General features: G+C 69.9%; 22 protein-coding genes. 10 read left to right on the top strand and 12 right to left on the bottom strand.

Annotated features, from left to right (window positions below; all coding sequences use genetic code 11):
* Positions 1–35: 35 nt before the first annotated feature.
* From HV783_RS15085 to HV783_RS15060, 6 genes are read right to left on the bottom strand one after another with little or no spacing between them, the layout of a single operon-like run.
* Positions 36–2,204 (bottom strand): TonB-dependent receptor, encoded by a 2,169-nt coding sequence (locus HV783_RS15085; protein WP_175189404.1) that lies wholly within the window; start codon positions 2,202–2,204, stop codon positions 36–38.
* 42 nt (positions 2,205–2,246) lie between these two features.
* Entirely contained in the window at positions 2,247–2,897 is a 651-nt protein-coding gene (locus HV783_RS15080) for a hypothetical protein (protein ID WP_175189403.1), read from the bottom strand.
* Positions 2,894–3,496, bottom strand: a complete 603-nt coding sequence (locus HV783_RS15075) for a hypothetical protein (protein WP_054443878.1) — start codon at positions 3,494–3,496, stop codon at positions 2,894–2,896. The genes HV783_RS15080 and HV783_RS15075 overlap by 4 nt, the downstream gene beginning before the upstream one ends.
* 5 nt (positions 3,497–3,501) lie before the next feature.
* Positions 3,502–4,236 carry an ABC transporter ATP-binding protein gene (locus HV783_RS15070; protein WP_054516175.1) on the bottom strand — a complete coding sequence of 245 codons (735 nt, stop codon included), beginning with the start codon at positions 4,234–4,236 and terminating at the stop codon, positions 3,502–3,504.
* The gene (locus HV783_RS15065) at positions 4,229–5,299 is read right to left on the bottom strand and encodes a FecCD family ABC transporter permease (protein ID WP_254603909.1); all 1,071 of its coding nucleotides are present in this window, start codon (positions 5,297–5,299) and stop codon (positions 4,229–4,231) included. The genes HV783_RS15070 and HV783_RS15065 overlap by 8 nt, the downstream gene beginning before the upstream one ends.
* Positions 5,283–6,284, bottom strand: a complete 1,002-nt coding sequence (locus HV783_RS15060; RefSeq protein WP_054516234.1) for an ABC transporter substrate-binding protein — start codon at positions 6,282–6,284, stop codon at positions 5,283–5,285. The genes HV783_RS15065 and HV783_RS15060 overlap by 17 nt, the downstream gene beginning before the upstream one ends.
* Before the next feature lie 186 nt (positions 6,285–6,470).
* Here HV783_RS15060 and HV783_RS15055 point away from each other — a divergent pair, with 186 nt between their 5' ends.
* Positions 6,471–7,169: a Crp/Fnr family transcriptional regulator gene (locus HV783_RS15055; protein ID WP_064524330.1), complete on the top strand. Its 699-nt coding sequence runs from the start codon at positions 6,471–6,473 to the stop codon at positions 7,167–7,169.
* A 76-nt stretch (positions 7,170–7,245) separates the two neighbouring features.
* Here the strand turns inward: HV783_RS15055 and HV783_RS15050 are convergent, their stop codons facing one another.
* Complete coding sequence (locus tag HV783_RS15050) at positions 7,246–8,019, bottom strand: alpha/beta fold hydrolase (RefSeq protein WP_054417340.1); 774 nt, start codon at positions 8,017–8,019, stop codon at positions 7,246–7,248.
* 159 nt (positions 8,020–8,178) lie between these two features.
* Between HV783_RS15050 and HV783_RS15045 the strand changes: the two genes are divergently transcribed.
* Complete coding sequence (locus HV783_RS15045) at positions 8,179–9,624, top strand: HD domain-containing phosphohydrolase (RefSeq protein ID WP_175189402.1); 1,446 nt, start codon at positions 8,179–8,181, stop codon at positions 9,622–9,624.
* Between the two features lie 18 nt (positions 9,625–9,642).
* Here the strand turns inward: HV783_RS15045 and HV783_RS15040 are convergent, their stop codons facing one another.
* Positions 9,643–10,830 carry a serine hydrolase domain-containing protein gene (locus HV783_RS15040; protein WP_253825988.1) on the bottom strand — a complete coding sequence of 396 codons (1,188 nt, stop codon included), beginning with the start codon at positions 10,828–10,830 and terminating at the stop codon, positions 9,643–9,645.
* A gap of 203 nt (positions 10,831–11,033) precedes the next feature.
* Here HV783_RS15040 and HV783_RS15035 point away from each other — a divergent pair, with 203 nt between their 5' ends.
* The 3 genes from HV783_RS15035 (at position 11,034) to HV783_RS15025 (ending at position 14,481) form a co-directional block, all read left to right on the top strand.
* Positions 11,034–12,077 carry an alpha/beta hydrolase gene (locus tag HV783_RS15035; RefSeq protein ID WP_054417330.1) on the top strand — a complete coding sequence of 348 codons (1,044 nt, stop codon included), beginning with the start codon at positions 11,034–11,036 and terminating at the stop codon, positions 12,075–12,077.
* A gap of 401 nt (positions 12,078–12,478) precedes the next feature.
* The gene (locus tag HV783_RS15030; RefSeq protein ID WP_144654745.1) at positions 12,479–13,348 is read left to right on the top strand and encodes an RNA ligase family protein; all 870 of its coding nucleotides are present in this window, start codon (positions 12,479–12,481) and stop codon (positions 13,346–13,348) included.
* On the top strand, positions 13,345–14,481 hold the full coding sequence (locus tag HV783_RS15025) for an AAA family ATPase (protein WP_175189401.1): 1,137 nt from the start codon (positions 13,345–13,347) through the stop codon (positions 14,479–14,481). Before HV783_RS15030 ends, HV783_RS15025 begins: the two co-directional genes overlap by 4 nt.
* Positions 14,482–14,507: 26 nt before the next feature.
* On the opposite strand, the gene HV783_RS15020 is transcribed toward HV783_RS15025, so the two are convergent.
* The gene (locus HV783_RS15020; protein WP_240317294.1) at positions 14,508–15,260 is read right to left on the bottom strand and encodes a GntR family transcriptional regulator; all 753 of its coding nucleotides are present in this window, start codon (positions 15,258–15,260) and stop codon (positions 14,508–14,510) included.
* 94 nt (positions 15,261–15,354) lie between these two features.
* Between HV783_RS15020 and HV783_RS15015 the strand changes: the two genes are divergently transcribed.
* From HV783_RS15015 to HV783_RS15005, 3 genes are read left to right on the top strand one after another with little or no spacing between them, the layout of a single operon-like run.
* Positions 15,355–16,710 (top strand): class-II fumarase/aspartase family protein, encoded by a 1,356-nt coding sequence (locus HV783_RS15015; RefSeq protein WP_054502997.1) that lies wholly within the window; start codon positions 15,355–15,357, stop codon positions 16,708–16,710.
* Positions 16,711–16,759: 49 nt separating this feature from the next.
* Positions 16,760–17,740 carry a Bug family tripartite tricarboxylate transporter substrate binding protein gene (locus tag HV783_RS15010; protein WP_116791859.1) on the top strand — a complete coding sequence of 327 codons (981 nt, stop codon included), beginning with the start codon at positions 16,760–16,762 and terminating at the stop codon, positions 17,738–17,740.
* Positions 17,741–17,752: 12 nt separating this feature from the next.
* A complete protein-coding gene (locus HV783_RS15005; protein WP_175189400.1) occupies positions 17,753–19,255 on the top strand; it encodes a fumarate hydratase in 1,503 nt (500 codons plus the stop codon).
* Between the two features lie 12 nt (positions 19,256–19,267).
* On the opposite strand, the gene HV783_RS15000 is transcribed toward HV783_RS15005, so the two are convergent.
* The 3 genes from HV783_RS15000 to HV783_RS14990 are packed head-to-tail and all read right to left on the bottom strand — an operon-like array spanning position 19,268 to position 21,807.
* Positions 19,268–20,116, bottom strand: a complete 849-nt coding sequence (locus tag HV783_RS15000) for an IclR family transcriptional regulator (RefSeq protein WP_064524323.1) — start codon at positions 20,114–20,116, stop codon at positions 19,268–19,270.
* 28 nt (positions 20,117–20,144) lie between these two features.
* On the bottom strand, positions 20,145–20,999 hold the full coding sequence (locus HV783_RS14995; RefSeq protein ID WP_175189399.1) for a fumarylacetoacetate hydrolase family protein: 855 nt from the start codon (positions 20,997–20,999) through the stop codon (positions 20,145–20,147).
* A gap of 37 nt (positions 21,000–21,036) precedes the next feature.
* Positions 21,037–21,807 carry an SDR family oxidoreductase gene (locus HV783_RS14990; protein WP_020928760.1) on the bottom strand — a complete coding sequence of 257 codons (771 nt, stop codon included), beginning with the start codon at positions 21,805–21,807 and terminating at the stop codon, positions 21,037–21,039.
* A gap of 247 nt (positions 21,808–22,054) precedes the next feature.
* On the opposite strand from HV783_RS14990, the gene HV783_RS14985 reads away from it, so the two are divergent.
* Together HV783_RS14985 and HV783_RS14980 are read left to right on the top strand one after the other, a co-directional pair.
* Positions 22,055–22,381 (top strand): UxaA family hydrolase, encoded by a 327-nt coding sequence (locus HV783_RS14985; RefSeq protein WP_024069774.1) that lies wholly within the window; start codon positions 22,055–22,057, stop codon positions 22,379–22,381.
* Positions 22,382–22,391: 10 nt separating this feature from the next.
* On the top strand, positions 22,392–23,624 hold the full coding sequence (locus tag HV783_RS14980) for a UxaA family hydrolase (RefSeq protein ID WP_020928762.1): 1,233 nt from the start codon (positions 22,392–22,394) through the stop codon (positions 23,622–23,624).
* Position 23,625: the final 1 nt, after the last annotated feature.

The raw sequence follows: 23,625 nt of genomic DNA, 5'->3' as shown, positions 1-23,625 counted from the left end.
CGGCGCGCGGGGCAACAGGGCCCCGCGCGACAGGCTCAGAACCGTGTCCGCAACGTCACATTGACGCTGCGCCCCGGCTGCAGCAACGGGTTCAGGCCCGTCATGGGGTAATTGACATTCGACGCCGTGGCGGCGGTGCGATACGCGCGGTCGAACAGGTTGTTGATGCTGAACACCGCCTGGGTATTGCCCACCCTCGGCAAGCCCAGCCGGTCCAACTGCAATTGCGCGGACAGGTTGACCACGCCAAAGCCGGCCGCCGGGTATTCCTTGCGGTCGTCATAACGGCCCTGCCCCTTGGCCCACTGCAATTCGGCGCCGAATGCATAGGCGTCATTCGGCCCGACGTACTGCACCCCCATCAGGCCGCTGAGCGTGGCGATGGAGGGCAGCGGCCGGTGGGTGATGCGGTTGGTGGCATGCAGGTAGCCGGCGCTGCCATACAGGTTGAGCGCGCGCGTCACCTGCCAGCGCCAGTCGCTTTCCACCCCCTGCACCCGGACCTTGCCCACATTCGCCTTTTGGGTGGCGGGCAGGCCGTTGTACTGGGTGTTGACGTTCTCGATGAAGTCGCGGAAATCGCTGCGGAACGCGGTCAGGCCAACGCTGGCATCCTCGAAATGCAGGCGGGTGCCGATGTCCACGTTGGTGCCGCGCTCGGGCTTGAGCCGGGGGTTGGGGAAGGAATAGCTCGCGCCCGTGAAGCCGGCGTCGAACATGTCGAAGATCCACGGCATGCGGAACGAATTGCCTACGCTGCCCAGCAGTTCGACCACCTGCGTAGCGCGATACGACACCCCCAGGCTGCCGGTCGTGGCGGTCTGCTGGTTGTTGCGCGCCGCGCGGAACGCCGGCAGCAGATCGGGCGACGGCAGGGGGGAAAGGTCGACATCGGAACGGTACCAATCCAGGCGGCCGCCGGCGGTCAACGTCCACTTTGGCGAAATCGTCCACTCATTGCTCAGGAAGGCGCCGATATTGGTCTGGTAGCGGGACGGTCCGCTGGGCACCCAGTCGCCGCGAGCGATGCGGGTGGCGCCGTCCGGTTGGCGCAGCGTCACCTGTGTGCGCCGTTCCTGGCCGGGCCAGTTTTCATGCATGAAATCCATGCCGACCGTGGTGGCGACACTGGCCCACGGAAGGGTTGCAGCCAGGCTGCCCCCATACGCCAGCGGCCCCGGCACGTGGCGCTGCACGTCCAGCACGCGATCCGGGTTGGCCTGGTTGTGCACCACCAGCGTGGTGTCGAATTCGTTGACGTAGACGCTGGCGCGCAATTCGCTGATCGCGCCGTCGAACTCGCCCCGATAGGCCAGCCTTCCCTGCTTGACGTTCAGGGGATTGCTGCGCGTTCTGGCCAGCGGATAGGGCGGCACGGTGCCCGCCCAGCCTTCGTTGACGTGCGCCATGCGGCCGCTGATCTCGATACGTTGGCGCGCATCCGGCATGTAGCCCAGCACGATGCCGCCGCCCGCGCTGCGGAAATCACTGTTCGGCACTGCGCCCTCGGCGCTGCGGAAGTTGCCGGCGCGCCGTCCGGTGGCATAGACGCGCAGGTCGAAGCCATCGCCGGCCGCCTCCAGCGCCGCGTTGGCCTGCCTGCCATTGCCATTGCTCTGCCAGGTGGTCGACACCTCGCCGCCGTTCACGGTGAACCCGTGATCCAGGTTGCCACGGGCGCGCTTGGTGACGAAGTTGATCAAGCCCCCCAGCCCATCGCTGCCAAAGCGTGCCGAATCAGGCCCCCGCACCACCTCGACCGCTTCCAGCTCGGTGGGGCTGATGAGCATGAACTGCAATTTGTTGCGGCCGCGAAAGCGATCGCCGTCGATGAACACGGGTACCCGCATATCGAGCGTGTCCATGCCGCGCAGGAACAAGGTGCCGCCAATGCCGCCGCCCAGATTGATGGTGGCGTTCGGAATTCTGCCCAACAGTTCGAGCGTGCTGATGGCGCTGAGCCGGTCGAGGTCCTGGCGATCCACCACCGACACCGATTGCGTGACCGTATGGTCGAGCGTCGCCGGCGGCGGCGCGGCGCCAATGGCATGCAGGCGGCCGTCGTCGACGGCGGCGTCTTCGGCCGTGACGCGAATGGCGGGAAGCTGCGCGGCGGTCTCGGCGGCCATGGCGGGCGCGCCGAGGCTGGCGGCTGCCAGCAGGATGGCGCGGACGAAGGGCGAGGACGGGAAGGAATGAGTCATACGAAAAAAGCGCAATAGCCCGGAGGCCGGAAGGATGCCGCCTCAGGCGGCGGGCGTGGAATCTTTCAGCCACGGCAGGAAACCGCGCAGGAAGCGGCTGGTGGCCGGCATGAAATAACTGCCGTGGTGGTACATCGGATCGAGCGAGGTGACGATCAGCCGGCCCGCCGTGCTGCAGCGGTCCTCGTACAGCACCGATCCGGCGTCGACCTTGTCGACCAGCGAGACCGCGCCCGGCGGCGGCGCATAGGTGCCATGCTGGTGCCAGGTGACATCGGCCAGCGTCAGATACCGGAACAGCGAATGGTCGGGCGCCGCCAGCCGCAGGCCGGGATCGGCCCCCGGCGTCTTCCACCACCAGAAATTCACTTCGCAATCGGTCCAGCACACGCCATCCAGCCAGCGGTGCGAGCCGGTCTCGCCCATCGCCACCAGCGTCTTGCCGGCCGCCAGGAAGCGGGCCAAGCGCGCCCGCTGCGCCACCAGCAGCTCGGGATTGATGCGGCACGACACGATCAAGGCGTCGCAGCCCTCCAGGGCGGCGTCATCCAGTTCCGGCAGGTAGATCACCCGGTCGATGTACGCCGCCAGTTCCGGCGTGTGGAAGGTGCGATGGTGGTAGTAGGTGCCGGCGTCCAGCGCGGCGATCACCGGCGCGCGCCGGTTCGAAACGGAATGGGCGTCGTGGATCATGCCGCCTCCCCGCGCAGCCAGTCGATCAGTTGCGGCACGATGCGGCGGGTGCTGTCCGCGCTGCCCGCATACATCCACATGTCGTTGCCGGAATGCGTGAACAGGCGGCCGCCGCCGGGCAAGGACAGCACCCAGTCCACCGGCACCGCGTCCGGCCCCAGCGTATGCAGCACGCTGGCGCCGGCCGGCGGCGGGTTGCCGCCGCGCGCGTAGAAGCCGGCCACGCCGCGGCGGAAGGTCAGGTGTTCCGGATCGACGCCATCGAACACGGGATGCGCCTGGGCGCGGTGCAGCCGCAGTCCCTCGATGCCGCGCGCCGGGCCGGGCGCGAACGGCGCCAGCCAGCGCAGGAAGGGATAGGCCACGTGGCCGTTGAACACCATCGTGCCGCCCGCCAGCAGCCAGGCCTCCAGCCGAGCCTGCTGCGACAGCAGATAGCGCTGGTCGGTATTGGCCGGCACCAGCAAGGCCCGTACCGTCGCCAGTTCCAGACGGTGCAGGGCGTACAGGGGTTCGGCGACGGCCGGCGGCGCATCGCCGCCGGTCAACGCGGCTGGACCGTCGCCGGTCCAGTGATTCAAATAGACGATGGTGTTCATCGGATTCAATGGAAAAGAGGAATCACGCCCGGCACCTCGCGGCGGTCGGCGGTGACGGTGGTTACCCGCACCGGCAAGCCGTACAGCCGGCTCAGGCGTTCGTCGGTGCACATCTGTCCGGTGGGGCCGGCCTCGCAGGCGTCGGGATGCATCAACAGGGTCTGGTCGGCGATGTGCTGCGCGTGCTGCGGCTGGTGGGTCGAGAACACCACCGTCATGCCCTCGCCCGCCAGCCGCCGCAGCAGCGTCAGGATCACGTCCTGGTTGCGCAGATCGAGCGCCGCGCTGGGCTCGTCCAGGACGATGATGGGGCTGGCGCTGGCCATGGCCCGCGCGATGCAGGCCAACTGCTGTTCGCCGCCGCTGAGCGCGTGGAACGGCCGCGCCGCCAGATGCTCCAGCCGCACGGCGCGCAGGCACTCGCGGGCGATCTCGCGGTCGCCCGGGCCGGGCGAGGCCCACCAGCGCAGGTGCCGCACGCGGCCCATGGTCACCATGGCCAGCACGTCGTAGGCGAACAGCGAATCGGTGCGCTGCGGCACATAGGCGGCGTGGCCGCGCAGGCGCACCGCGCCAGCGGCCGGCGGCTGCACCCCCAGCAGCGTCTTGAGCAAGGTGGTCTTGCCCCGGCCGTTCGGCCCCAGCACGGCCAGCACGCCGCCGGCCGGCACGCGCAGCGTCAGGTTGGACAGCAGCACGCGGCCGCCGGCCTGCACGGCAAGGCGATCCACTTCAAGCATGGCCCGCCTCCCTGACCTGCGTGCGGCGCAACAGCCATGCGAACAGCGGCGCGCCGACCAGCGCGGTGATCACGCCCAGCGGAATCTCGGCGCTGGTGGCGCTGCGGGCCACGGTATCGACCCACACCATGTAGGTGCCGCCAAGCAAGGCGCTGGCCGGCAGCAGCGCGCGGTGATCCGGGCCGACCAGCATGCGCGCGATGTGCGGCACCACCAGCCCGACCCAGCCCACCGTGCCGGACACCGCCACGCTGGCCGACACCACCAGCGTGGCGCAGCCCAGCAGCATCCAGCGCAGCGGCTCGACCGCCAGCCCCATGGCGCTGGCCTGCTCGTCCCCCAGCGACAGCACGTTGATGCGGAACCGCAGCGCGAACAACAGCCCCATGCCCGCCGCGATGGGCGCCACCGCCGCCCCCAGCTTGACGTAGGACGCCGTGGCGAAGCTGCCCATCAGCCAGAACACGATCGCCGGCAGGCTGTCGTAGGGATCGGCAAAATAGGTGGCCAGCGAGATCAGCGCGGAAAAGAACGCGCTGGTGACCACGCCCGCCAGCACCAGCATCAGGATGGTGGTGCGCCCCCGCGAGCGGCCCAGCAGGTAGACGATGGCCACCGCCAGCAGGCCGCCGGCAAAGGCCAGCCCGAGCGTCGCCCACAACGACGAGAACAGCAGGATCGCCGCGCACCCGCCAAACGCGGCGCCGGACGAAATGCCGAGGATCTGCGGCCCGACCAGGGGGTTGCGGAAGGCGCCCTGCAAGGCCGCGCCGCACAGCGCCAGGCTGGAGCCGGCCAGCAGCGCCAGCAGCACCCGCGGCAGGCGCACCAGCAATACCACCCGGCGCTCGGCGTCGGCGACGGCCGGCAGCCAGGATGCCAGGCCGTCGGGCAGCGCCCATCCGGCCAGCGCGGCGCCCACGTGAGAGGCCGGCAAGGCATAACGCCCCACGCACAACGCGGCCAGGGCCGACAGCGGCGCCGCGGCGATCATCAGCCACCAGGGCCAGGCGCGCCGCCGATCGTCGCCCCGCGCGGGATTCCGTTCAGCGCAGGCGGTCATAGCCGGCGGCTCCGTGGTTCAAGCGCATGCGCAGCACCTTGTCGATATCGGCCGCGTCGATGTCATAGCCGTACAGCCAGGCGTAGGCCTGCGCGATGCGCTCGCGCAGCGGCCAGTCGAATCGCTTCGGATGCAGCAACTGGCTCAGCCACTGCCAGTACAACGGCGATTCCTGGCTGGGGGGATCCCAGATATAGCCGCCGGCCGGAATCATGTAGACGCGATGGCTGCGCACGGCCGGAATATCCGCGAACAGCGGATCGGCATAGATCATGGCGGGCGTCAGGCCCGACTCGAAGTTGTTCAGCAGGATCACATCGGGCGCCCAGGCCATGATCTGCTCGATGCCGACCGATTGGCCGGTGCCGACCACTGCCGCGGCCACGTTGCGCCCGCCAGTCAATTGGATGTCGTCATCGAAACTGCTGCCCGCGCCCGAGGTGCGCAATTGCGGCCGGTAGCGCGACAGGTACAGCACGCCCGGCCGCTCGTCGGCGCGCAGGCCGCCGGTGACGCGAAGGATCTGCGCGCGCACCTCGTCGCGCCACGCCAGCAGCCGGGCGGCTTGGGCATCCCGCCCGAGCGAATGCCCCATCAGCCGGATCCATTCGCGGGTGCGCACGTCGGTGCCGTAGAGCAGCGCGGCCACCGGCAGGCCGGCATTGCGCAGCGGCGCGATCAGGTCGTCTCCCATGTGACCCCACTGCCACACCATGTCGGGACGGATCTGCAGCAGGGTTTCCACGTTCGGCACGAAGCCCGACCGGGTGATGTCCGAGCGCACGCTTTCCATGTGCGGGAACAGGCGCGACGGCACCGGGTCGGCCATGCGCGCATAGGAGTCGGGATGCATGCCCGCCAGGTGGCGCGACGAGCCGCCGTCCAATGACATCAACAGCGTGCCGCCCGGCATCGGCAGCGAGACCGCGCGCGTCGCAGGCGCGGCCTGCGTGACCGGGTTGCCGAGCATGTCGGTGAAGCGCACGGGCCCCTGCGCCGCCGCGCCAGACGACCATGACAACGCCGCCGACAAGGCGCTCAAGGCAATGGGAGAACTTATAAGACGGCGCGGTTGCGGCGCGGTCCTGGCCTTGTATTTTTTCACGGGGAGGGCATCTTGAACAGGAATCATTTTCGATTCGAATTCTAGGTAGCCACCTCCGCCGATCAAATGACTATTGTCAATTCGTCTCAGTCGCTTCTGCTCGCCGCGTTGCGGCGCCATCCCTGGTTCGAGGGCATCGCCGACGCCGCGCTCGGCGCGCTGGCGGCGCGCGCCCATTGGCTGCGCTTCGAGGCGGGTGACACGCTGTTTTCCGAAGGCCAGCCGGCAACCGCGTGCCTGCTGGTGTGCGAGGGGCTGGTCCAGGGCCTGCGCTACACCGCTGATGGCGATGACAAGATATTTGGCGAAGTCGGCCCGGGCGGCTGGCTGTCGGTGCTGGCCATGTTCGAGCCGACGCCGCGCCACCTGCATCATGTCCGCGCCCGCCGCGACGGCAATGGTTGCCTGCTGCATCAAGGCGCCTTCCTGCAGCTATGTCGCGACGACGGCCGCTTCGCCTGCCGCGTCGCCGCCCACGGCGCCGCGCTGGTGCGGCATCACACCGACCGGATCGACTGGCTCACTTCCAGTTCGGCGCAGGAACGCCTGGCCGAATACGTGCTACGCGCTGGCAAGCCTCAGGCCGGCCAGCCGTTGACCCTGCCGCTCAGCCACTCGCAGATCGCCGTCAAGCTCGGCATGCGGGCAGAGACCCTCAGCCGCATCTTCTCCAAGTGGCGCCGCGAAGGCATCATCGCCAGCCGCTCCGGCACGCTCTACGTGCTGCGGCTCGCGGCGCTCGAACAACTGGCGTCCGGATGCTGAAACGCCGCGTGTCCCGACGGACGCGCGGCGTTCATGCGTGACCGCCCGGCGTCATGTCGCCGGGCGGTCACAGCCCTCACTTCACGCTCGCCACCGCGTCCAGGATCACCCGCGCCACGGCGTCCGGCTGCGATTGCTGCGGCACGTGGCTGGTCTGCAGGTCGGTGACCTTGGCGCCGATGCGCTTGGCCATCTGGTGTTGCAGCGCCGGCAGGATCATGCGGTCGTGGTTGCTGACGACGAACCACGACGGCTTGGTCTTCCACGCGGCGGTCGACACCGCTTCGCCAAAGGCGCTGGCCTTGATCGGGCCCTGCGTGGCCGCCATCACCCGGGCCTGCGCGGCCGGCACATCCTGCGCGAAATCGCGCGCCAGGCCGGCGGGCGACAGGCTCAGCCAGCCGTGGCTGTCGGCGCCGATGCTGTCCGAACCCGGCGCCTTGGGCGTGCCCTCGGTCAGCGTCGCCACCGACTGGCCGGCGTCGGGCGCGAACGCGGCCACGTAGACCAGGCTGGCGACCTTGGGATGGTTGCCGGCCTCGGTGATCACCGTGCCGCCCCACGAATGGCCGACCAGCACCACCTTGCCGGGCTGGTTGTCGATGGCGCGGTTGGCCGCGGCCACGTCGCCGGCCAGCGATTCCAGCGGGTTCTGCACCGCCTGCACCTGCACGCCCTTGGCCTGCAGCAGGGCGACCACCTTGGCCCAGTCCGAGCCATCGGCGAAGGCGCCGTGCACAATGACGACGGACGGCCGCGCGGCGGCCGGCTCGGCGGCGAACGATTGCGAGACGGGCGCGGCGAACAGGCCGGCTACCAGGAGGGAGGCTGCGATAATATGGCGCTTCATGACGGTTCCTTTTTTTCGGGATCAAACGCCGACATGGCGCTTGCTTGACGCCAGTGTCGTTTTCCCGCCCGTCGCGCGGTATCGGATGATTGACCGATGCGCCGGTTCTCGCTTTCCCGCCCTCTCCTGCCGCCCCCATTCATCGCCCCGCCTGCCCCCATGATCGCCGATAGCGCCATAGAACTGACCGACGCCGTGCTGGCCATGGCCTTCATCGGCGACCTCAGCATGGGCCGCGCCACCGACCATTCGCGCCGCACCGCCTGCCTGGCGGGCCTGCTGGCCGCCGCGCACGGCCTGGATGCGGCCGGCCAGGACCACGCCCGCGCGGTGGCGCTGCTGCGCTGGTCAGGCTGCACCGCCAACGCCGGCGGCTTCGCCGAACTGCTGGGCGACGACATCGCCTCGCGCGAGGCCATGATGGCGCAGACCCTGCCGCCGCTGGATGCGCGCACGCAGTCGCTGATCGTGCCGCTGGCGCTGATCCATTGCGAGATCTCCGGCGACGTCGCCGTCAGCCTGGGCATGCCCGACGCGGTCGTGACCGGTCTGCGCCACGCCTTCGAGCGCCACGATGGCAAGGGCATGCCGCAGGCGCTGGACGGCGGCGCCGTCTCGCCGCTGGCGTTCATCGTCAACGCCGCCAGCGACCTGGAGATCCTCAGCCGCGCCCATGGCCGCGACAGCGCGCTGGACTTCCTGCGCCAGCAGGCCGGCGCCAAGTATCCCGCCGACGTCGCCGCGCTGGCCGCGCGCCACGGCCCGGCCTGGCTCGACCGGATCGACGCCGATCCGCCCGACGGCGCCGACTGGAACCTGGCCGGCGGCCGCCCCGGCGCGCCCGCCGCGCTGACGCTGCTGGCCGACGTGGCCGAACTCAAGCTGCCCTGGCTGGCCGGCTATTCGCGCCGGGTGGCGGCGCTGGCGGTGGCCACCGCCGCGCGGCTCGACCTGGACGCGGCGACGCAGGCGCAATTGCAGGCCGCCGCGCTGGTCCACGGCATCGGCCGCGCCGCGCTGCCGAACCGCCTGTGGAACACCGCCGGCAAGCTGTCGCCGGACCAGTGGGAGCAGGTGCGCCTGATGCCCTACTGGACCGCGCGCGCGGCGCGCCAGATCAAGGGCCTGAGCGAGGCCGCCGAACTGGCCTCGTATGCCTACGAACGGCTGGATGGCAGCGGCTATTTCCGCGGCGCGGCGGGCGCGGCATTGGGCCTGCCGCAACGCGTGCTGGCCGCCTGCGTGGCCTTGCAGGCGCTGCTCGAGGACCGCCCCTGGCGTCCCGCGCTTGCGCTGGCGGACGCGGCGCGGCAACTGCGCCAGGAAGCCGCCACCGGCCGCTACGATGCTGACGTGGCCGAGGCCGCCATCGCCGCGGCGGGTGGCGAAACCGCCGCCCCGCGCCGCGCCGTCTCGCCGCTGTCGCAGCGCGAACTGGAAGTGCTGCGGCAGATCAGCCTTGGGGCCAGCAACAAGGAAGCGGCGCGCGCGCTGAACATCAGCCCCAGCACGGTGCGCACCCACGTCGAAAGCGTGTTCCGCAAGCTGGAATGCTCGACCCGCGCGGCCGCCACGCTCAAGGCGCTGACCTCGGGCCTGCTGTAGCCAGGGCCGCGCGCCGCCTCAACGATCGGCGATCGCCCGCAGCGCCCGATAGGTCTCGCGCTCGTCCTGGTTCTCGCCATAGTCGCTGAGCTTGACGATCACCACGCGTCGGCCGGGATGCACGTACAGGTACTGGCCATGGATGCCGACGGCCGCGAAGTCCGGCCCGCCCGTGGGCTCCAGTTGCCACCATTGCGCGGCGTAGCCCCAGCCGTCGACCGGATGCGGGGCGGGACGCGCGATGCGCGCCACCCAGGCGGCCGGGACCAGGCCTGCGCCCTGCCCGGACTCAAGCACGCGCTGCCCGACCCGCGCGAAGTCGCGCGCCGTGGCATTCAGGCAGCAGAACGCCTTCTCGATGCCGCCGGGCCGGTCCAGGTTCCAGGTGGCGGCGGACTCCGCGCCCATCGGCCCCCACAGCCGCTCGGCGAGCAGGTCGGCCAGCGGCTTGCCGGTCACCCGCGTCAGCGCCATGCCCAGTAGCTGGGTGTCGACGCTGCGGTAGTCGCCCGCGCTGCCCGGCGTGAAATGCATGCGCCGGTGGTCGTGCACAAACCCGGCCAGATCGCGCGTCAGATACATGCGCGCGGTGCCGGTGAAAGGCCAGTAGGCCCGGTAGTTCTCCGACACGTCGATGCCCGAGGCCATGTCCAGCAGATGCCCGAGCGTGACGCGGTCGTAATCGCCGGCGCCCGCCAGCTCGGGCAGCAGCGCGGTCAGGCGATCGTCCTCGCGCAGCTCGCCGCGCGCGATCGCCTGGCCCACCAGCAGCGACACCACCGACTTGGCCATCGACCACGACGACTGCGGGTCGCTGGCGCGCACGCCTGGCCGGTACCACTCGTACTCCAATTGGCCGTCGCGCAGCACCACCAGCGCATTCGTGGCGGTGCTTTGCAGGAACCGCTCGAACGGAATTTCGGCGCCTTTCCACGGCACCGTGGCGGGCGGCGGCCAGGCGCTGGCCGCCAGCACGGACGGCGTGGCCGAGGCCGGCACGACCCGCGCCGGCAACAGGTCGCCGCGGCGCGACGGCGCCGACGCCTCCAGCCGCCACAGCGTGTGCGGCGGCGGGATCTCCATCACGGCCGTGGCCGCATAGGCGGCGGCCGTCAGCGCGGCCAACCCCAGGGCCAGCCGCACGGCGGCGCGGCCCGCGCGGCGGGCGCGCGGGCGCGTGATGCGGGAGGTCGGGTCCGTTGCCATGGCGCGGATCATGCCAAGTCCGCGCCGAATGCACAACAGGCATCGCGCGCTCGTCATCCGCGCGCGACGGCGGCGGCGCGGACAAGGAGATTCAAGTCGCAATGTATCCGCCCGCCCGCGCCGTACATTGCGACACCCCCCACCCCGCCGGGCTGGCTACAACGGCGCCACACCCTGTCACTTCCCTTTCCCGGAGACCCGCCATGCCCGATCCCATCGACACCCGACGCCGCCGCCTGCTCGGCACCACCTCGGCCCTGGCCGGCGCCAGCCTCCTGAACCTGGGCCTGGGCGCCAGCGCGCGCGCCCAGGGCGCCGCGCCAGTCGCCCCTCGCGCCACCGGCACGGCCAGCTTCAGCGCCATCCGCCAGATCCGCGCCGGCGACCTGGACATCGGCTACGTCGACGCCGGCCCGGCCAACGGCCCGGTCGCCATCCTGCTGCACGGCTGGCCCTACGACATCCACAGCTTCATCGACGTGGCGCCGCGCCTGACCGCCGCCGGCTACCGCGTCATCGTGCCGTACCTGCGCGGCTACGGCTCGACCCGCTTCCTGTCGGCCGATACCGCGCGCAACGGCGAACAGGCGGTGGTGGCGGTCGACATCATCGCCCTGATGGACGCCCTGAAGATCGGCAAGGCCGTCATCGCCGGCTTCGACTGGGGCGCGCGCACCGCCAACATCATGGCCGCGCTCTGGCCCGAACGCTGCCAGGCGCTGGTGTCGGTCAGCGGCTACCTGATCGGCAGCCAGGAAGGCAACCGCAAGCCGCTGCCGCCGCAGGCCGAGTTCCAGTGGTGGTACCAGTTCTACTTCGCCACCGAACGCGGCGCGGCCGGCTACGCCGCCAACGTCGACGCCTTCAACAAACTGATCTGGCAACTGGCCTCGCCGCAATGGCGCTTCGACGACGCCACCTACGCGCGCAGCGCCCGCGCCTTCGCCAACCCCGACCACGTCGCCATCGTCATCCACAACTACCGCTGGCGCCTCGGGCTGGCCCAGGGCGAGGCGCGCTACGACGACCTGGAGCGGCGCCTGGCCGTGGCGCCGAAGATCGCGGTGCCCACCATCACGCTGGAAAGCGACGCCAACGGCGCGCCGCACCCCGCGCCCGCCGCCTATGCCGGCCAGTTCAGCGGCAAGTACCGTCACGTCGACGTGACCGGCGGCATCGGCCACAACCTGCCGCAGGAAGCGCCCGAGGCCTTCGCCGACGCGGTGCTGCAGGTGACGCGGCTGTGAATTTCAAAATCACTATCGTGATTTGAATGTAATAGCGCCGTGATACCGCGATACCGCCCGGCGCGTCCCCGTGCCGGGCACAACGCCGCGTGTCCGCCGGACAACAACCGGCGGACGCGGCGTTGACAGCCTCATCATCGTTGCCTTAGGATGCGCCCTTGCTTTTCAACAACCCCTTCTCTTCCGGGTGCCAACGTGTCTGCCATTCGTCAATTCGCCTAAACGCCGACGACTACCTTCCGGTAATCGCGGTCAGCCTGTCCATTCACGCGGCTCGACCTTCCCGGTCTTGAGCGCGACCCGCGGCAGGCGCGGTTCCGGAACGCGCAACACATCCCCCCTCGCTTCCCTTCCCCGCAAGACCGCGTCGTCGGCTTCCCCACTTTTCCTGGAGAAGACCCATGACGCCGGATTTCCGCGCCTGCGCGCAATCCCTTGAACTGTTCCGCTATCCCCGCACCCCGCACCTGGAAGGCTCGCGGCTGCAGGAGGGCGACCACGGCCACGACCACGTGCCTTACCGCGACCTGCGCGGCCTGCGCCTGGTGGTGGAAGAGAAACTCGATGGCGCCAACACCGGCATCAGTTTCAGCCCCGCGGGCGACCTGCTGCTGCAATCGCGCGGCCACTACCTGGTGGGCGGCGGACGCGAACGCCAATTCAACTTCATCAAGGCCTGGGCCCAGGCCCACGCCGGCTGGCTGCTGCAACGGCTGGAAGACCGCTACGTGATGTACGGCGAAACGCTATCGAAAAAGCACTCGGTGTTCTACGACGCGCTGCCGCACCACTTCTTCGAGTTCGACGTGCTCGACCGCCGCACCGGCGCCTTCCTGTCCACCGAGGCGCGGCGCGAACTGCTGGCCGGCGGCCCGGTGCTGTCGGTGCCTGTCCTGTACGACGGCCTGGCGCCCGCGCGCCTGGCCGACCTGAAGGCCCTGCTGCGGCCCTCGCTGGCCAAGACGGCGCGGTGGCGCGACGCGTTCGAGGCCACCGTGCGGCGCGAGGGCCTGGACCTGGCGCTGGCCTGGCGGCAATGCGACAAGTCGGACCTGTCGGAAGGCCTGTACATCAAGGTGGAGGCCGACGGCAGGACGCTGGGCCGATACAAATGGGTGCGCGCCGACTTCGTCCAGGCCATCCTGGCCGCCGACAAGCACCATTCCGAGCAGCCCTACGTCCCCAACCTGCTCGCGCCCGGCGTCGACCTGTACGCCCCGCGTCCGCGGGTCGATTGGGACACGCTGCGCGGCGACAAGGAGGCATCATGAACTACGAACAATTGCGGGCCCTGGCGCCCGCCGCCGGCCGGGCGCCGGACTTCGCCGCCTGTCTGGCGGCCTTTCCGGCGCTGGAGCTGGCCAAGACCACGCCGCAGGACCCGCGCTACCACGGCGAGGGCGACGTCTGGACCCACACCCGCATGGTGGTCGAGGCCCTGCTGGCGCTGCCCGATTACCAGGCCGCCAGCCGCGCCGACCAGGAGATCGTGTTCCTGGCGGCGCTGCTGCACGACATCGCCAAGCACGCCACCACGGTGATCGACCCGGCCAGCGGCGCGATTTCGCAACCCGGCCATTCCGCCCGGGGCGCGATCGACGCGCGCATCGCGCTGTGGGACGCCGGCGTGCCCTTCGCCGTGCGCGAGGCCATCTGCCGCCTGATCGCCGTGCACCAGGTGCCGTTCTTCGCCCTGTCCGGTTCGCGCCGCGGCAAATCGGTGGAATTCATCGTGCGCGAGCTGTCGTGGCAACTGAGCATTCCGCTGCTGGCAATGCTGGCCGAGGCCGACATGCGCGGCCGCGTCTGCCGCGACCAGCAGCAGGTGCTGGACAACATCGCGCTGTTCCGCGAGGCCGCGCGCGAGGAAGACTGCTACGGCCAACCGCGGCGCTTCGCCGACGCGCACACCGCCGTCAGCTACTTTCGCGGCGCCGACGTGCATCCGGACTACGCCCTGTTCCAGGAGCCCGGCTCGCGCGTCATCGTCATGTCGGGCCTGCCGGCCAGCGGCAAGAACAGTTGGGTGGCGGCGCATCACCCCGACCTGCCGGTCGTGTCGTTCGACGACGCGCGCGAGGCGCTCGGCCTGGCGCACGGCAAGAACGAAGGCAAGGTGGCGCACCTGGCGATCGACCGGGCCAAGGCCTTGCTGCGCGCGCGCCGCCCGTTCGTCTGGAACGCCACCAACCTCAGCCAGTTGATGCGCAAGAAAACGCTGGACCTGCTGTACGCCTACCACGCCGAGGTCGAGCTGGTGTACCTGGAGCAGCCGCGCGCCGAACTGCTGCGGCGCAACGCCCGGCGCGACACGTCGCTGCCGAACAAGACCTTGCTGGGCATGCTGCACCGCTGGGACCTGCCGCTGCCGACGGAAGCGCACCGGGTGGTGTACGCGGTGTAGGCGCGGCGGCGCGGGGACCAACCGGCTCAGTGCTCGCGGATCAGCGTCGTCGAAAACTCGTAGCGTCCGGCAGGATGGTACGAGCACGACGCTTCCACGATCTGCCCGGCCTGGTCCTTGTAGTGGCGCAGGATCAGCAAGCCGGGCGACTCCGGCGCCACCTGCAATTCGCCGGCCACCGCCGCCGGCATGGCGCAGGCCGAGATGGTCTGCTCGACCGAGGCGATGCGGCGGCCGTAGTGTTCCTCGATCAGTTCCGACACCAGCCGGTCGGGATGCTGGCGCGCCAGCTTGCGCACGCCCTTGTAGTGGGCGTCCACATACAGCTCGGTCCACACCACCGGCGGCTGCGCCGGCGTGCCTCGGGTCGAGACAAAACGCAGCCAGCGCGTGCCCGGCCCGACGCCCAGGCGCGCGGCCAGTTCCAGGTCGGCCACGATCTCCTGCACCTGCAGGATGGTGCGCGGCGTGCGCGCGGCCAATTGCACCAAGTCTTCCAGCGACCGCAGCGACTGGCTGAAACCGGCCTTGGGCCGGGCCGCCGTGACCACGGTGCCGCTGCCGCGCCGACGCGCGATCAACCCCAGGTCCTGCAACTGGCGCAACGCCGCCCGCAGGGTGTGACGACTGGCGTCGAACTCTTCGGCCAGGGCGTTCTCGGACGGCAGCACGGCCCCCACGGCATACACGCCGCCGGCGATCCGTCGTGCCAGTTCTTCGGAGATGCGGGTGTACAGCGAGATGGACATGGAACCGGGGGTGTTTGCGACAGGCTCCATTCTATCTGCTGCCCGGGCGCGGGTATTCCCCGGCATTGACGCCCGCCGAAGGCCCTGCTTAAATGTACGTACAACTTTTTAAGAGCGTACATTTATGCCAGTCTCGGTTCTCGAATCCACCCTCTTCAAAGATATGTTCGGCACCGCCGCGATGCGGGCCGTGTTCGACGATGCCGCCACCGTGCGACGCTATGTGGAAACCGAAGTCGCGCTGGCGCGGGTGCAGGGCCGGCTGGGCGTGATCCCGGCCGAGGCCGCCCGCGCCATCGAGGCCCGCGCCGACGCCGCCGCCCTCGACATGACGCTGCTGCGCGAGGAAACCGAGATCGTCGGCTATCCGATCCTGCCGCTGGTGCACCAGCTGTCGCGCCAATGCGGTCCGGAAGGCGAATACCTGCATTGGGGCGCGACCACGCAGGACATCATGGACACCGCCACCGTGCTGCAGGTGCGCGAGGCGCTGGAACTGGTGGATGCCGACCTGGCGGCGCTGGACGCCATCCTCGACAACCTGGCGCGCGAATACCGCGACACCCCCATGGCAGGCCGCACCCATTTGCAGCACGCCCTGCCGATCACGTTCGGCTACAAGGCCGCCATCTGGCTGCTGATGCTGCGGCGCCATCGCGAACGCCTGGCGCAGTTGCGGCCGCGGGTGCTGATCGGGCAATTCGGCGGCGCGGCCGGCACGCTGGCCTCGCTCGGCGAGCAGGGCCTGACGGTGCATGGCGCCCTGATGGACGAACTGGGATTGGGCGCCGCGCCGGTGACCTGGCACGTGGCGCGCGACGGCCTGGCGGAAACGGTGCAGTTCCTGGCGCTGGTATGCGGCTCGCTGGGCAAGATCGCGGTCGACATCATGCTGATGATGACCAACGAGCTGGGCGAGGCGTTCGAGCCGTTCGTGAAGGGCCGCGGCGCCTCCAGCACCATGCCGCAGAAGCGCAATCCGATCTCGTGCGAATTGATGTGGGCGGCGTCCAAGACCGTGCGCCAGCACGCCGGGCTGGCGCTGGACGCCATGCTGCAGGACTTCGAGCGCGCCACCGGCCCCTGGCACATCGAATGGTCGGCCGTGCCCGAGGCCTTCGTGCTGACGGCCGGCTCGCTGCGCCAGGCCCGCTTCATGCTCGGCGGACTGGAAGTGGACACCGCGCGCATGGCGCGCAACCTGGATCTGTCCGGCGGCCTGATCGTGGCCGAGGCCGTGATGATGGGCCTGGCGCCGCACATCGGCCGCCAGACCGCGCATGACGTGGTCTACGACGCCTGCCGCGAGGCGGCCACGTCCCGCCGCCGGCTGGCTGACGTGCTGCGCGAGGACGCGCGGGTCGCGCAGCGGCTCGGCGCGGACCAGATCGAACGGCTGTGCGATCCGGCCCACTACCTCGGGGCCGCGCCCCGGATGGTGGACCGCATGCGCGCGCATCTCAACCCCGGCGCCGCCTGAACCGCGGCGCCGGCTTTCCCCCGATAAAAAACACCCACGGAGACAAACCATGAAGAACTGGCTGGCGGCGATCACCGCCACGGCGGCATTCGCCCTGACCCCGGGCGCGCACGCGCAGGACACCTACCCCAACCGCGCCATCACCTGGATCGTGCCGTTCGCGGCCGGCGGCCCCACCGACGCGATGGCGCGCAACATCGCCAACCGCGTCGCGCAGGAACTCAAGCAGACCATCCTGATCGAGAACGTGGGCGGCGCGGGCGGCACCATCGGCGCGGCCAAGGCGGCCAAGTCGACGCCCGACGGCTACACCTTCCTGGTGGGCCACATCGGCTACATGGCGGCCGCGCCGTCGCTGTACCAACGGCTGCCGTACGACCCGACCAGGGACTTCCAGGCGGTGTTCCGCTTCCCCGACACGCCGCTGGTGCTGCTGGTGGGCGAAAGCTCGCCCTACAAGTCGGTGTCCGAACTGATCGCCTTCGGCAAGCAGCATCCGGGCAAGCTCAACTTCAGTAACGCCGGGGTCGGCTCGACCTCGCACCTGGTGGCCGCCATGTTCGCCAGCCAGGCCGGCATGGACATCACGCCCATCGCCTACAAGGGCGCCGGCCCGGCGCTGAACGACCTGATGGGCAACCAGGTCGACGCCATGTTCGACCAGACCAACACCGCCCTGCCTCAGACCCGCGGCGGCAAGGTGCGCGCGCTGGGGCTGACCTCCGCCACCGCCATGGCGCAGTTCCCCAACGTGGCGCCGATGGGCGCGCAAGCCCTGCCGGGCTTCCAGGTGTCCACGTGGTACGGCCTATATGCCCCAAAGGGCACGCCGGACGCGGTGGTGCAGACGATGTACGGCGCCTGGCAGAAGGCGCTGGCCGACAGTGACTTCACCGGCAAGATGGTGGAACAGGGCATCCAGTTGCTGCCGGAGGGCCAGTACGCGCCCGCCGCCTTCCAGCAATTCACCGCCGATGAAGGCAAGCGCTGGGCCGGCGTCATCAAGCAGGCCGGCATCACGCTGCAATAGGCCCGCCACATCATGCGCGTCCTGCTCGCTTCCGATATCGAGACCAGCATCGCCCAGGCCCTGCAGGCGGTCAGCCACACGCATCCGCCCGATTTCGTGCGGGCGCTGAAGGCCGCCCACGACCGCGAAACCGCGCCGGCCGCGCGCCACGCGCTGCTGCAATTGCTGGTCAACAGCAAGATGAGCGCGCGGGCGCGGCGCCCGGTCTGCCAGGACACCGGCGTGGCGCACGTCTATGCCCGGCTCGGCATGGACGCGCGCATCCGCGCCGACGGCTCCGGCCCCACGCCCAGCCTGCAAAGCCTGGCCGACCGGGCCGTGGCGCGCGCCTATGGCTGTGCCGCCAATCCGCTGCGGGCATCGATGGTGCGCGACCCGCTGGGCCTGCGCCGCAACACCCGCGACAACACGCCCGCCGTGCTGCACGTGGAACTGGTGGAAGGCGACGGACTGGAGTTGACCGTAGTCGCCAAGGGCGGCGGCGGCGACGTCAAGGCGCGCTATGCCATGCTCAATCCCAGCGACTCGGTCGCCGACTGGGTGGTGGCGCAACTTCCCGGCATGGGCGCCGGCTGGTGCCCGCCGGGCGTGCTGGGGCTGGGCGTGGGCGGTTCGCCGGAACAGGCCATGGCCCTGGCCAAGCGCGCCCTCTTCACGCCGATCGACATGCCCGAGCTGCTGGCACGCGGCGCGCAAGACCCGGTCGAGCGCTTGCGGATCGAGGTCCACCAGCGCGTCAACGCGCTGCGCATCGGCGCCCAGGGCCTGGGCGGCGACACCACCGTGCTCGACGTCAAGGTCGCCACCGCCGCCTCGCACGCGGCGCTGCTGCCGGTGGCGCTGCTGCCCAACTGCGCCGCCACCCGCTTCGTGACGTTCACGATGCCCGACAGCGGGCCGGCGGTACTGCCGCCGCCCGATCCCGCGGCCTGGGACGGCATTCCGGACGCCCTGCCGGACAGCGCCGGCCGCCGGGTCGACCTGGACTCACTGACGCACGCCGAGGTCGCCTCGTGGCAAGCCGGCGAAACGCTGCTGCTGTCCGGCAGGTTGCTGACCGGCCGCGACGCCGCGCACAAGCGCATGGATGAATTGCTGGCGCGGGGCGAACCGCTGCCGGTGCCGCTGCAAGGGCGCGCGCTGTACTACGTCGGCCCGGTCGATCCGGTGGCCGGCGAAGCGGTGGGCCCGGCCGGCCCCACCACCGCGGCCCGCATGGACAAGTTCATGCCGCGCCTGCTGGCCGACAGCGGCCTGCTGGTGACCATCGGCAAGGCCGAGCGCGGACCGCTGGCGGTGCAGGCGATCCAGGCCCACGGCGGCGCCTACCTCAGCGCGGTGGGCGGCGCGGCCTACCTGGTGTCGCAGGCCGTGCGCGCGGCGCGCGTGGTGGCCTTCGCCGACCTGGGCATGGAGGCGATCTATGAATTCGAGGTGCGCGACATGCCGGTGACGGTGGCGATTGATGCGCGCGGTCGCCCGGTGCATGCGGTGATCCCGATCCAGGCGGCGTGAGCGCGCCCTCCCCTACGCCTGCTCCGGCAGATAACCGCTATACCCCATCAGCGTCGACAACCGCTGGGCGACGTTGGCGACGATCTCCTGCACCTGGGCGATGCTGGGCGATTCCTTGCGGTCGATGCGCTCGATGTGGGGCACGTTGATGGCGGCGATGACCTGGTTGCCCACGCCCATCACCGGATAGGCGACGTTGGTGATGCCGCGGATCTGGCGGCTGGCCATGCAGGCGCAGCCGTTCTTGCGCACGTCCGCCAGGATCGGGAACAGTTCGCCCGGGTCGGACTCCAGCTCGCCTTCCACCTTGATGTGGGCGGCCAGCATGCGGGTGCGCTCGACCTCGTCGCGGAATGCCAGCAACACGTGGCCCGAGGACGTGTCGGTCAGGCCCATCATCACGCCCACCTTCAGGCCGAACGACCAGCGCTCGGGGCTGTCGACCTGCGCGATCACCACCACCCGGCCGGCCTGGTAGACCGCCAGGTGGCACGACTGGCGCGCGCGGTTGGCCAGTTCGCGCAGCAGCGGCAGCGCCACGCTCACCAGCGATTTCAGCGGCTGCTGGCGGTGCGCCAGCTCGAACATCTTCAGCGTCAGCGTGTAGCGGTCGTTGTCGTCGACCTGCACGAAGCCGCGCCGCTGCAGCGTCACCGCCATGCGGAAGATCTCGCTGACGCTGCGGCCGATCTTCTGCGCCAGCTCGGCCAGCGTGTAGCCGGCCGGGCTGGCGGCCAGCGCCTCCAGGATGTCCAGCCCCTTTTCCAGGGCGGGCGCGGCGTAGCGTTGCGCGCCCGGCGCGTCGGCGGCGTCGGCCTCGGTCGGCGTGGAATCGGCGGGGGAAATCTTGGAAGCGGTCATGGCGTCGGCGTTGGAGTGAAACCCGATTTTATTCGGCCCGGCTCCAGGCCCGCAGGGCCTGCCGCTGTTCGCCCAGGCCGGCGATGCCCAGGCGCATCTCGTCGCCCGCCTTCAGGTACACCGGCGGCTTCTGGCCCAGGCCCACGCCCGGCGGCGTGCCGGTGCTGATGATATCGCCCGGCATCAGCGACATGAAGCGGCTGATGTAACTGACCAGCGTCTTCACGCCGAACACCATGGTGCGGGTGCTGCCGTTCTGGAAGCGATGGCCGTTCACTTCCAGCCACATGTCCAGGTTCTGCGGATCGGCGACCTCGTCGCGCGTCACCAGCCACGGGCCGACCGGCGCGAAGGTGTCGCAGCCCTTGCCCTTGTCCCACTGGCCGCCGCGCTCGATCTGGTATTCGCGCTCGGACACGTCGTTGACCACGGTGTAGCCGGCCACGTAGTCCATGGCCTCGCTTTCCTCCACGTACGAGGCCTTCTTGCCGATGACCACGCCCAGCTCCACTTCCCAGTCGGTCTTGACCGAGCCGCGCGGGATGATCACCGGGTCGTTCGGGCCGCTCAGCGACGAGCTGGGCTTGAGGAACAGGACCGGCTCGGCCGGCACCGGCAGGCCGGACTCGGCGGCGTGGTCGGCGTAGTTCAGGCCGACGCAGACGATCTTGCCAACGCCGTTGACCGGGCAGCCGTAGCGCACCACGCCGTCCACGCGCGGCAGGCTGGCGGGGTCGAGCTTGGCCAGCCGGGCCAGTTCGGCCGGGGCGATGGCGGCGGTGTCGATGTCGGCCACCACGCCCGACAGGTCGCGCAGCGCGCCCTGGGCGTCGATCAGGCCGGGTTTTTCCTGGCCGGGCTGGCCGTAGCGTACGAGTTTCATGCGGAATCCTTGAAAGGGAACAAAGCGGAGCGGCGGCTCAGTTGGACCAGCCGCCGTCGATAACCTGGATGGTACCGGTAGTGAAAGCCGATTCGTCGCTGGCCAGGTAGACCGCCAGCGCGGCCACCTCCTCCACCCGGCCGACGCGGCCGATGGGCTGGCGCGCCACGAAGGCGGCGCGCACCGCGGCTTCGTCGCTGCCCTGCTGGCGCGCCTGCGCGGCGATGCGCTCGCGCAGCGAGGGCGACTCGACCGTGCCGGGGCAGATCGCGTTGCAGCGGATACCGCGCGCCACGAAGTCCGCCGCCACCGCCTTGCTCAGCCCGATCACGGCGGCCTTGGAGGCGCCATAGACGAAGCGGTTGGGCACGCCCTTCACGCTGGAGGCGGCCGAGGCCATGTTGATGATCGAGCCGCCGCGTTCCAGCATCAGCGGCAGGTAGGCGCGGATGGTGCGGTACATGGCCTTGACGTTCAGGTCCATGCTGAAGTCCCAGTCGGCCTCGTCGCAGTCCAGCACGGTGCCGGCGTGGACGAAGCCGGCGCAATTGAACAGCACGTCGACCGCGCCGGTCTCGCGCGCGCAGTCGGCCACGGCGGCGCCGTCGCGCACGTTCAGCACGCGGGTGCGCAATCCGTCCAGGCCGGCTTCGCGCGCCTCCTTCGCCAGGTCGGCCAGCGCCGCCTCGTTGATATCGGTGGCCCAGACCTGGGCGCCCTCGCGCGCCATGGCCAGGGCGCTGGCGCGGCCGATGCCGTTGCCGGCTGCGGTCACCAATGCGCGCTTGTCCTGCAAACGTAGGGTCATGTCTCTTCCCGTGGGTGGATAGGCCTGGAGTGCCGGCCGGATGGCCGCCTTCATTTGCCTTATGAAAATTAAATTTCATTCATAAAAACAAATATACTGGATTTATGGCGCATCGCAAGCCAGAGGCATGCCGAAAAACTCAGTAATTACCCGAATTTGAACCCTTTTTCCTCACACAAGGGCAAACGAGTGTTGACCACCAATATGAAACTTGCTTTTATATGCAAAACATCAACACATAAAAATCATGACGAGACAAGCCACCCTGGACCCTCAGCTCCTGCTGATCTCCCCTGAAGACAACTGCCTGATCGTGCGCCACGCCCTGCCCGCCGGCGCCCGCGTGCAGCTCGAAGACGGCAGCGCCGTCATCGCCGCGCCGCTGGGCCTGGGCCACAAGCTGGCGCGCCACGCCATGCCGGCCGGCGAAAAGATCCTGAAGTACGGCGCCATCATCGGCAGCCTGACCACCGCCGTCGCGGCCGGGGACCACATCCACACCCACAACCTCGACAGCGACTACACCCCCACCTACACGCTGGAAGAAGGCCGCGCCTTCACCGACCGGCACTGAGGTTTCCGCCATGACCGATCTGTCCCAGCCCCTGCAGGGCTATCCGCGCGCCGACGGCCGCAAAGGCATCCGCAACGTGGTCGTCGTCGCCTACCTGGTCGAATGCGCCCATCACGTGGCGCGCGAGATCGCGCTCGATTTCCGCGACCTGGCCGGCGACGTGCAGGTGCACCTGGTGGGTTTTCCCGGCTGCTACCCCAACGCCTATGCCGAACGCATGATGACGGCCATCGCCACCCACCCCAACGTCGGCGCCGCGCTGCTGGTGTCGCTGGGCTGTGAAAGCATGAACAAGCGCAAGCTGGAAGCGGCCATCGCCGACTCCGGCCGTCCGGTGCAGACCCTGACCATCCAGCAGCGCGGCGGCACCCGCAGCACCGTGGCGGAAGGCCGCGCCTGGGTGCGCGGCGCTGTCGCGCAACTGGCGCAACAGGCGCGCGTGCCCATGGGCATCGACGAACTGGTGATCGGCACCATCTGCGGCGGCTCGGACGGCACCAGCGGCATCACCGCCAACCCGGCGGTGGGCCGCGCCTTCGACATGCTGATCGCACAGGATGCCACCTGTATCTTCGAGGAGACGGGCGAGCTGGTCGGCTGCGAATTCCACATGCGGCGCCGCGCCGCCACGCCCGAGCTGGGCGAGGAGATCGTGGCCTGCGTCAACAAGGCGGCGCGCTACTACAGCATCATGGGCCACGGCAGTTTCGCCCCCGGCAATGCCGACGGCGGCCTCTCGACCATCGAGGAAAAATCGCTCGGCGCCTACGCCAAGAGCGGCGCCTCGCCCATCGACGGCATCATCAAGCCGGGCGACGTGCCGCCCTTCGGCGGCCTGTACCTGCTGGACGTGGTGCCCGACGGCGAGCCGCGCTTCGGCTTTCCCAACATCAGCGACAACGCCGAGATCGTCGAACTGATCGCCTGCGGCTCGCACGTGATCCTGTTCACCACCGGGCGCGGCTCGGTGGTGGGTTCGGCGGTCTCTCCGGTCATCAAGGTCTGCGCCAACCCCGACACCTACCGCGCTTTGGGCGAGGACATGGACGTGGACGCCGGCCGCATCCTGGAGGGCCGCGGCTCGCTGCAGGAAGTGGCCGAGGAGATCCACGCCCAGGTCCGCGCGGTCGCCAACGGCGCGCCCAGCAAGTCCGAGGACCTGGGCCACCGCGAATTCATCCTCACCTACAAGGCGTTCGAGCCTATCGGCCCGTCCTGCCTGCCCTTGAGCCGCGCGGCCTGAA

The sequence above is a fragment of the Achromobacter dolens genome (genome assembly GCF_902859745.1).
In the GTDB taxonomy this organism is placed as follows: Bacteria; Pseudomonadota; Gammaproteobacteria; order Burkholderiales; family Burkholderiaceae_B; genus Achromobacter; species Achromobacter dolens.
Note: the sequence above shows the minus strand (reverse complement) of the source record. Positions and strands in the feature narration are given on the sequence as shown.

Coding starts and splice junctions, on each gene's coding strand:
- HV783_RS15085 (WP_175189404.1), bottom strand. CDS start 2,204: ATGACTCATTCCTTCCCGTCCTCGCCCTTCGTCCGCGCCATCCTGCTG.
- HV783_RS15080 (WP_175189403.1), bottom strand. CDS start 2,897: ATGATCCACGACGCCCATTCCGTTTCGAACCGGCGCGCGCCGGTGATC.
- HV783_RS15075 (WP_054443878.1), bottom strand. CDS start 3,496: ATGAACACCATCGTCTATTTGAATCACTGGACCGGCGACGGTCCAGCC.
- HV783_RS15070 (WP_054516175.1), bottom strand. CDS start 4,236: ATGCTTGAAGTGGATCGCCTTGCCGTGCAGGCCGGCGGCCGCGTGCTG.
- HV783_RS15065 (WP_254603909.1), bottom strand. CDS start 5,299: ATGACCGCCTGCGCTGAACGGAATCCCGCGCGGGGCGACGATCGGCGG.
- HV783_RS15055 (WP_064524330.1), top strand. CDS start 6,471: ATGACTATTGTCAATTCGTCTCAGTCGCTTCTGCTCGCCGCGTTGCGG.
- HV783_RS15050 (WP_054417340.1), bottom strand. CDS start 8,019: ATGAAGCGCCATATTATCGCAGCCTCCCTCCTGGTAGCCGGCCTGTTC.
- HV783_RS15045 (WP_175189402.1), top strand. CDS start 8,179: ATGATCGCCGATAGCGCCATAGAACTGACCGACGCCGTGCTGGCCATG.
- HV783_RS15040 (WP_253825988.1), bottom strand. CDS start 10,830: ATGGCAACGGACCCGACCTCCCGCATCACGCGCCCGCGCGCCCGCCGC.
- HV783_RS15035 (WP_054417330.1), top strand. CDS start 11,034: ATGCCCGATCCCATCGACACCCGACGCCGCCGCCTGCTCGGCACCACC.
- HV783_RS15030 (WP_144654745.1), top strand. CDS start 12,479: ATGACGCCGGATTTCCGCGCCTGCGCGCAATCCCTTGAACTGTTCCGC.
- HV783_RS15025 (WP_175189401.1), top strand. CDS start 13,345: ATGAACTACGAACAATTGCGGGCCCTGGCGCCCGCCGCCGGCCGGGCG.
- HV783_RS15020 (WP_240317294.1), bottom strand. CDS start 15,260: ATGGAGCCTGTCGCAAACACCCCCGGTTCCATGTCCATCTCGCTGTAC.
- HV783_RS15015 (WP_054502997.1), top strand. CDS start 15,355: ATGCCAGTCTCGGTTCTCGAATCCACCCTCTTCAAAGATATGTTCGGC.
- HV783_RS15010 (WP_116791859.1), top strand. CDS start 16,760: ATGAAGAACTGGCTGGCGGCGATCACCGCCACGGCGGCATTCGCCCTG.
- HV783_RS15005 (WP_175189400.1), top strand. CDS start 17,753: ATGCGCGTCCTGCTCGCTTCCGATATCGAGACCAGCATCGCCCAGGCC.
- HV783_RS15000 (WP_064524323.1), bottom strand. CDS start 20,116: ATGACCGCTTCCAAGATTTCCCCCGCCGATTCCACGCCGACCGAGGCC.
- HV783_RS14995 (WP_175189399.1), bottom strand. CDS start 20,999: ATGAAACTCGTACGCTACGGCCAGCCCGGCCAGGAAAAACCCGGCCTG.
- HV783_RS14990 (WP_020928760.1), bottom strand. CDS start 21,807: ATGACCCTACGTTTGCAGGACAAGCGCGCATTGGTGACCGCAGCCGGC.
- HV783_RS14985 (WP_024069774.1), top strand. CDS start 22,055: ATGACGAGACAAGCCACCCTGGACCCTCAGCTCCTGCTGATCTCCCCT.
- HV783_RS14980 (WP_020928762.1), top strand. CDS start 22,392: ATGACCGATCTGTCCCAGCCCCTGCAGGGCTATCCGCGCGCCGACGGC.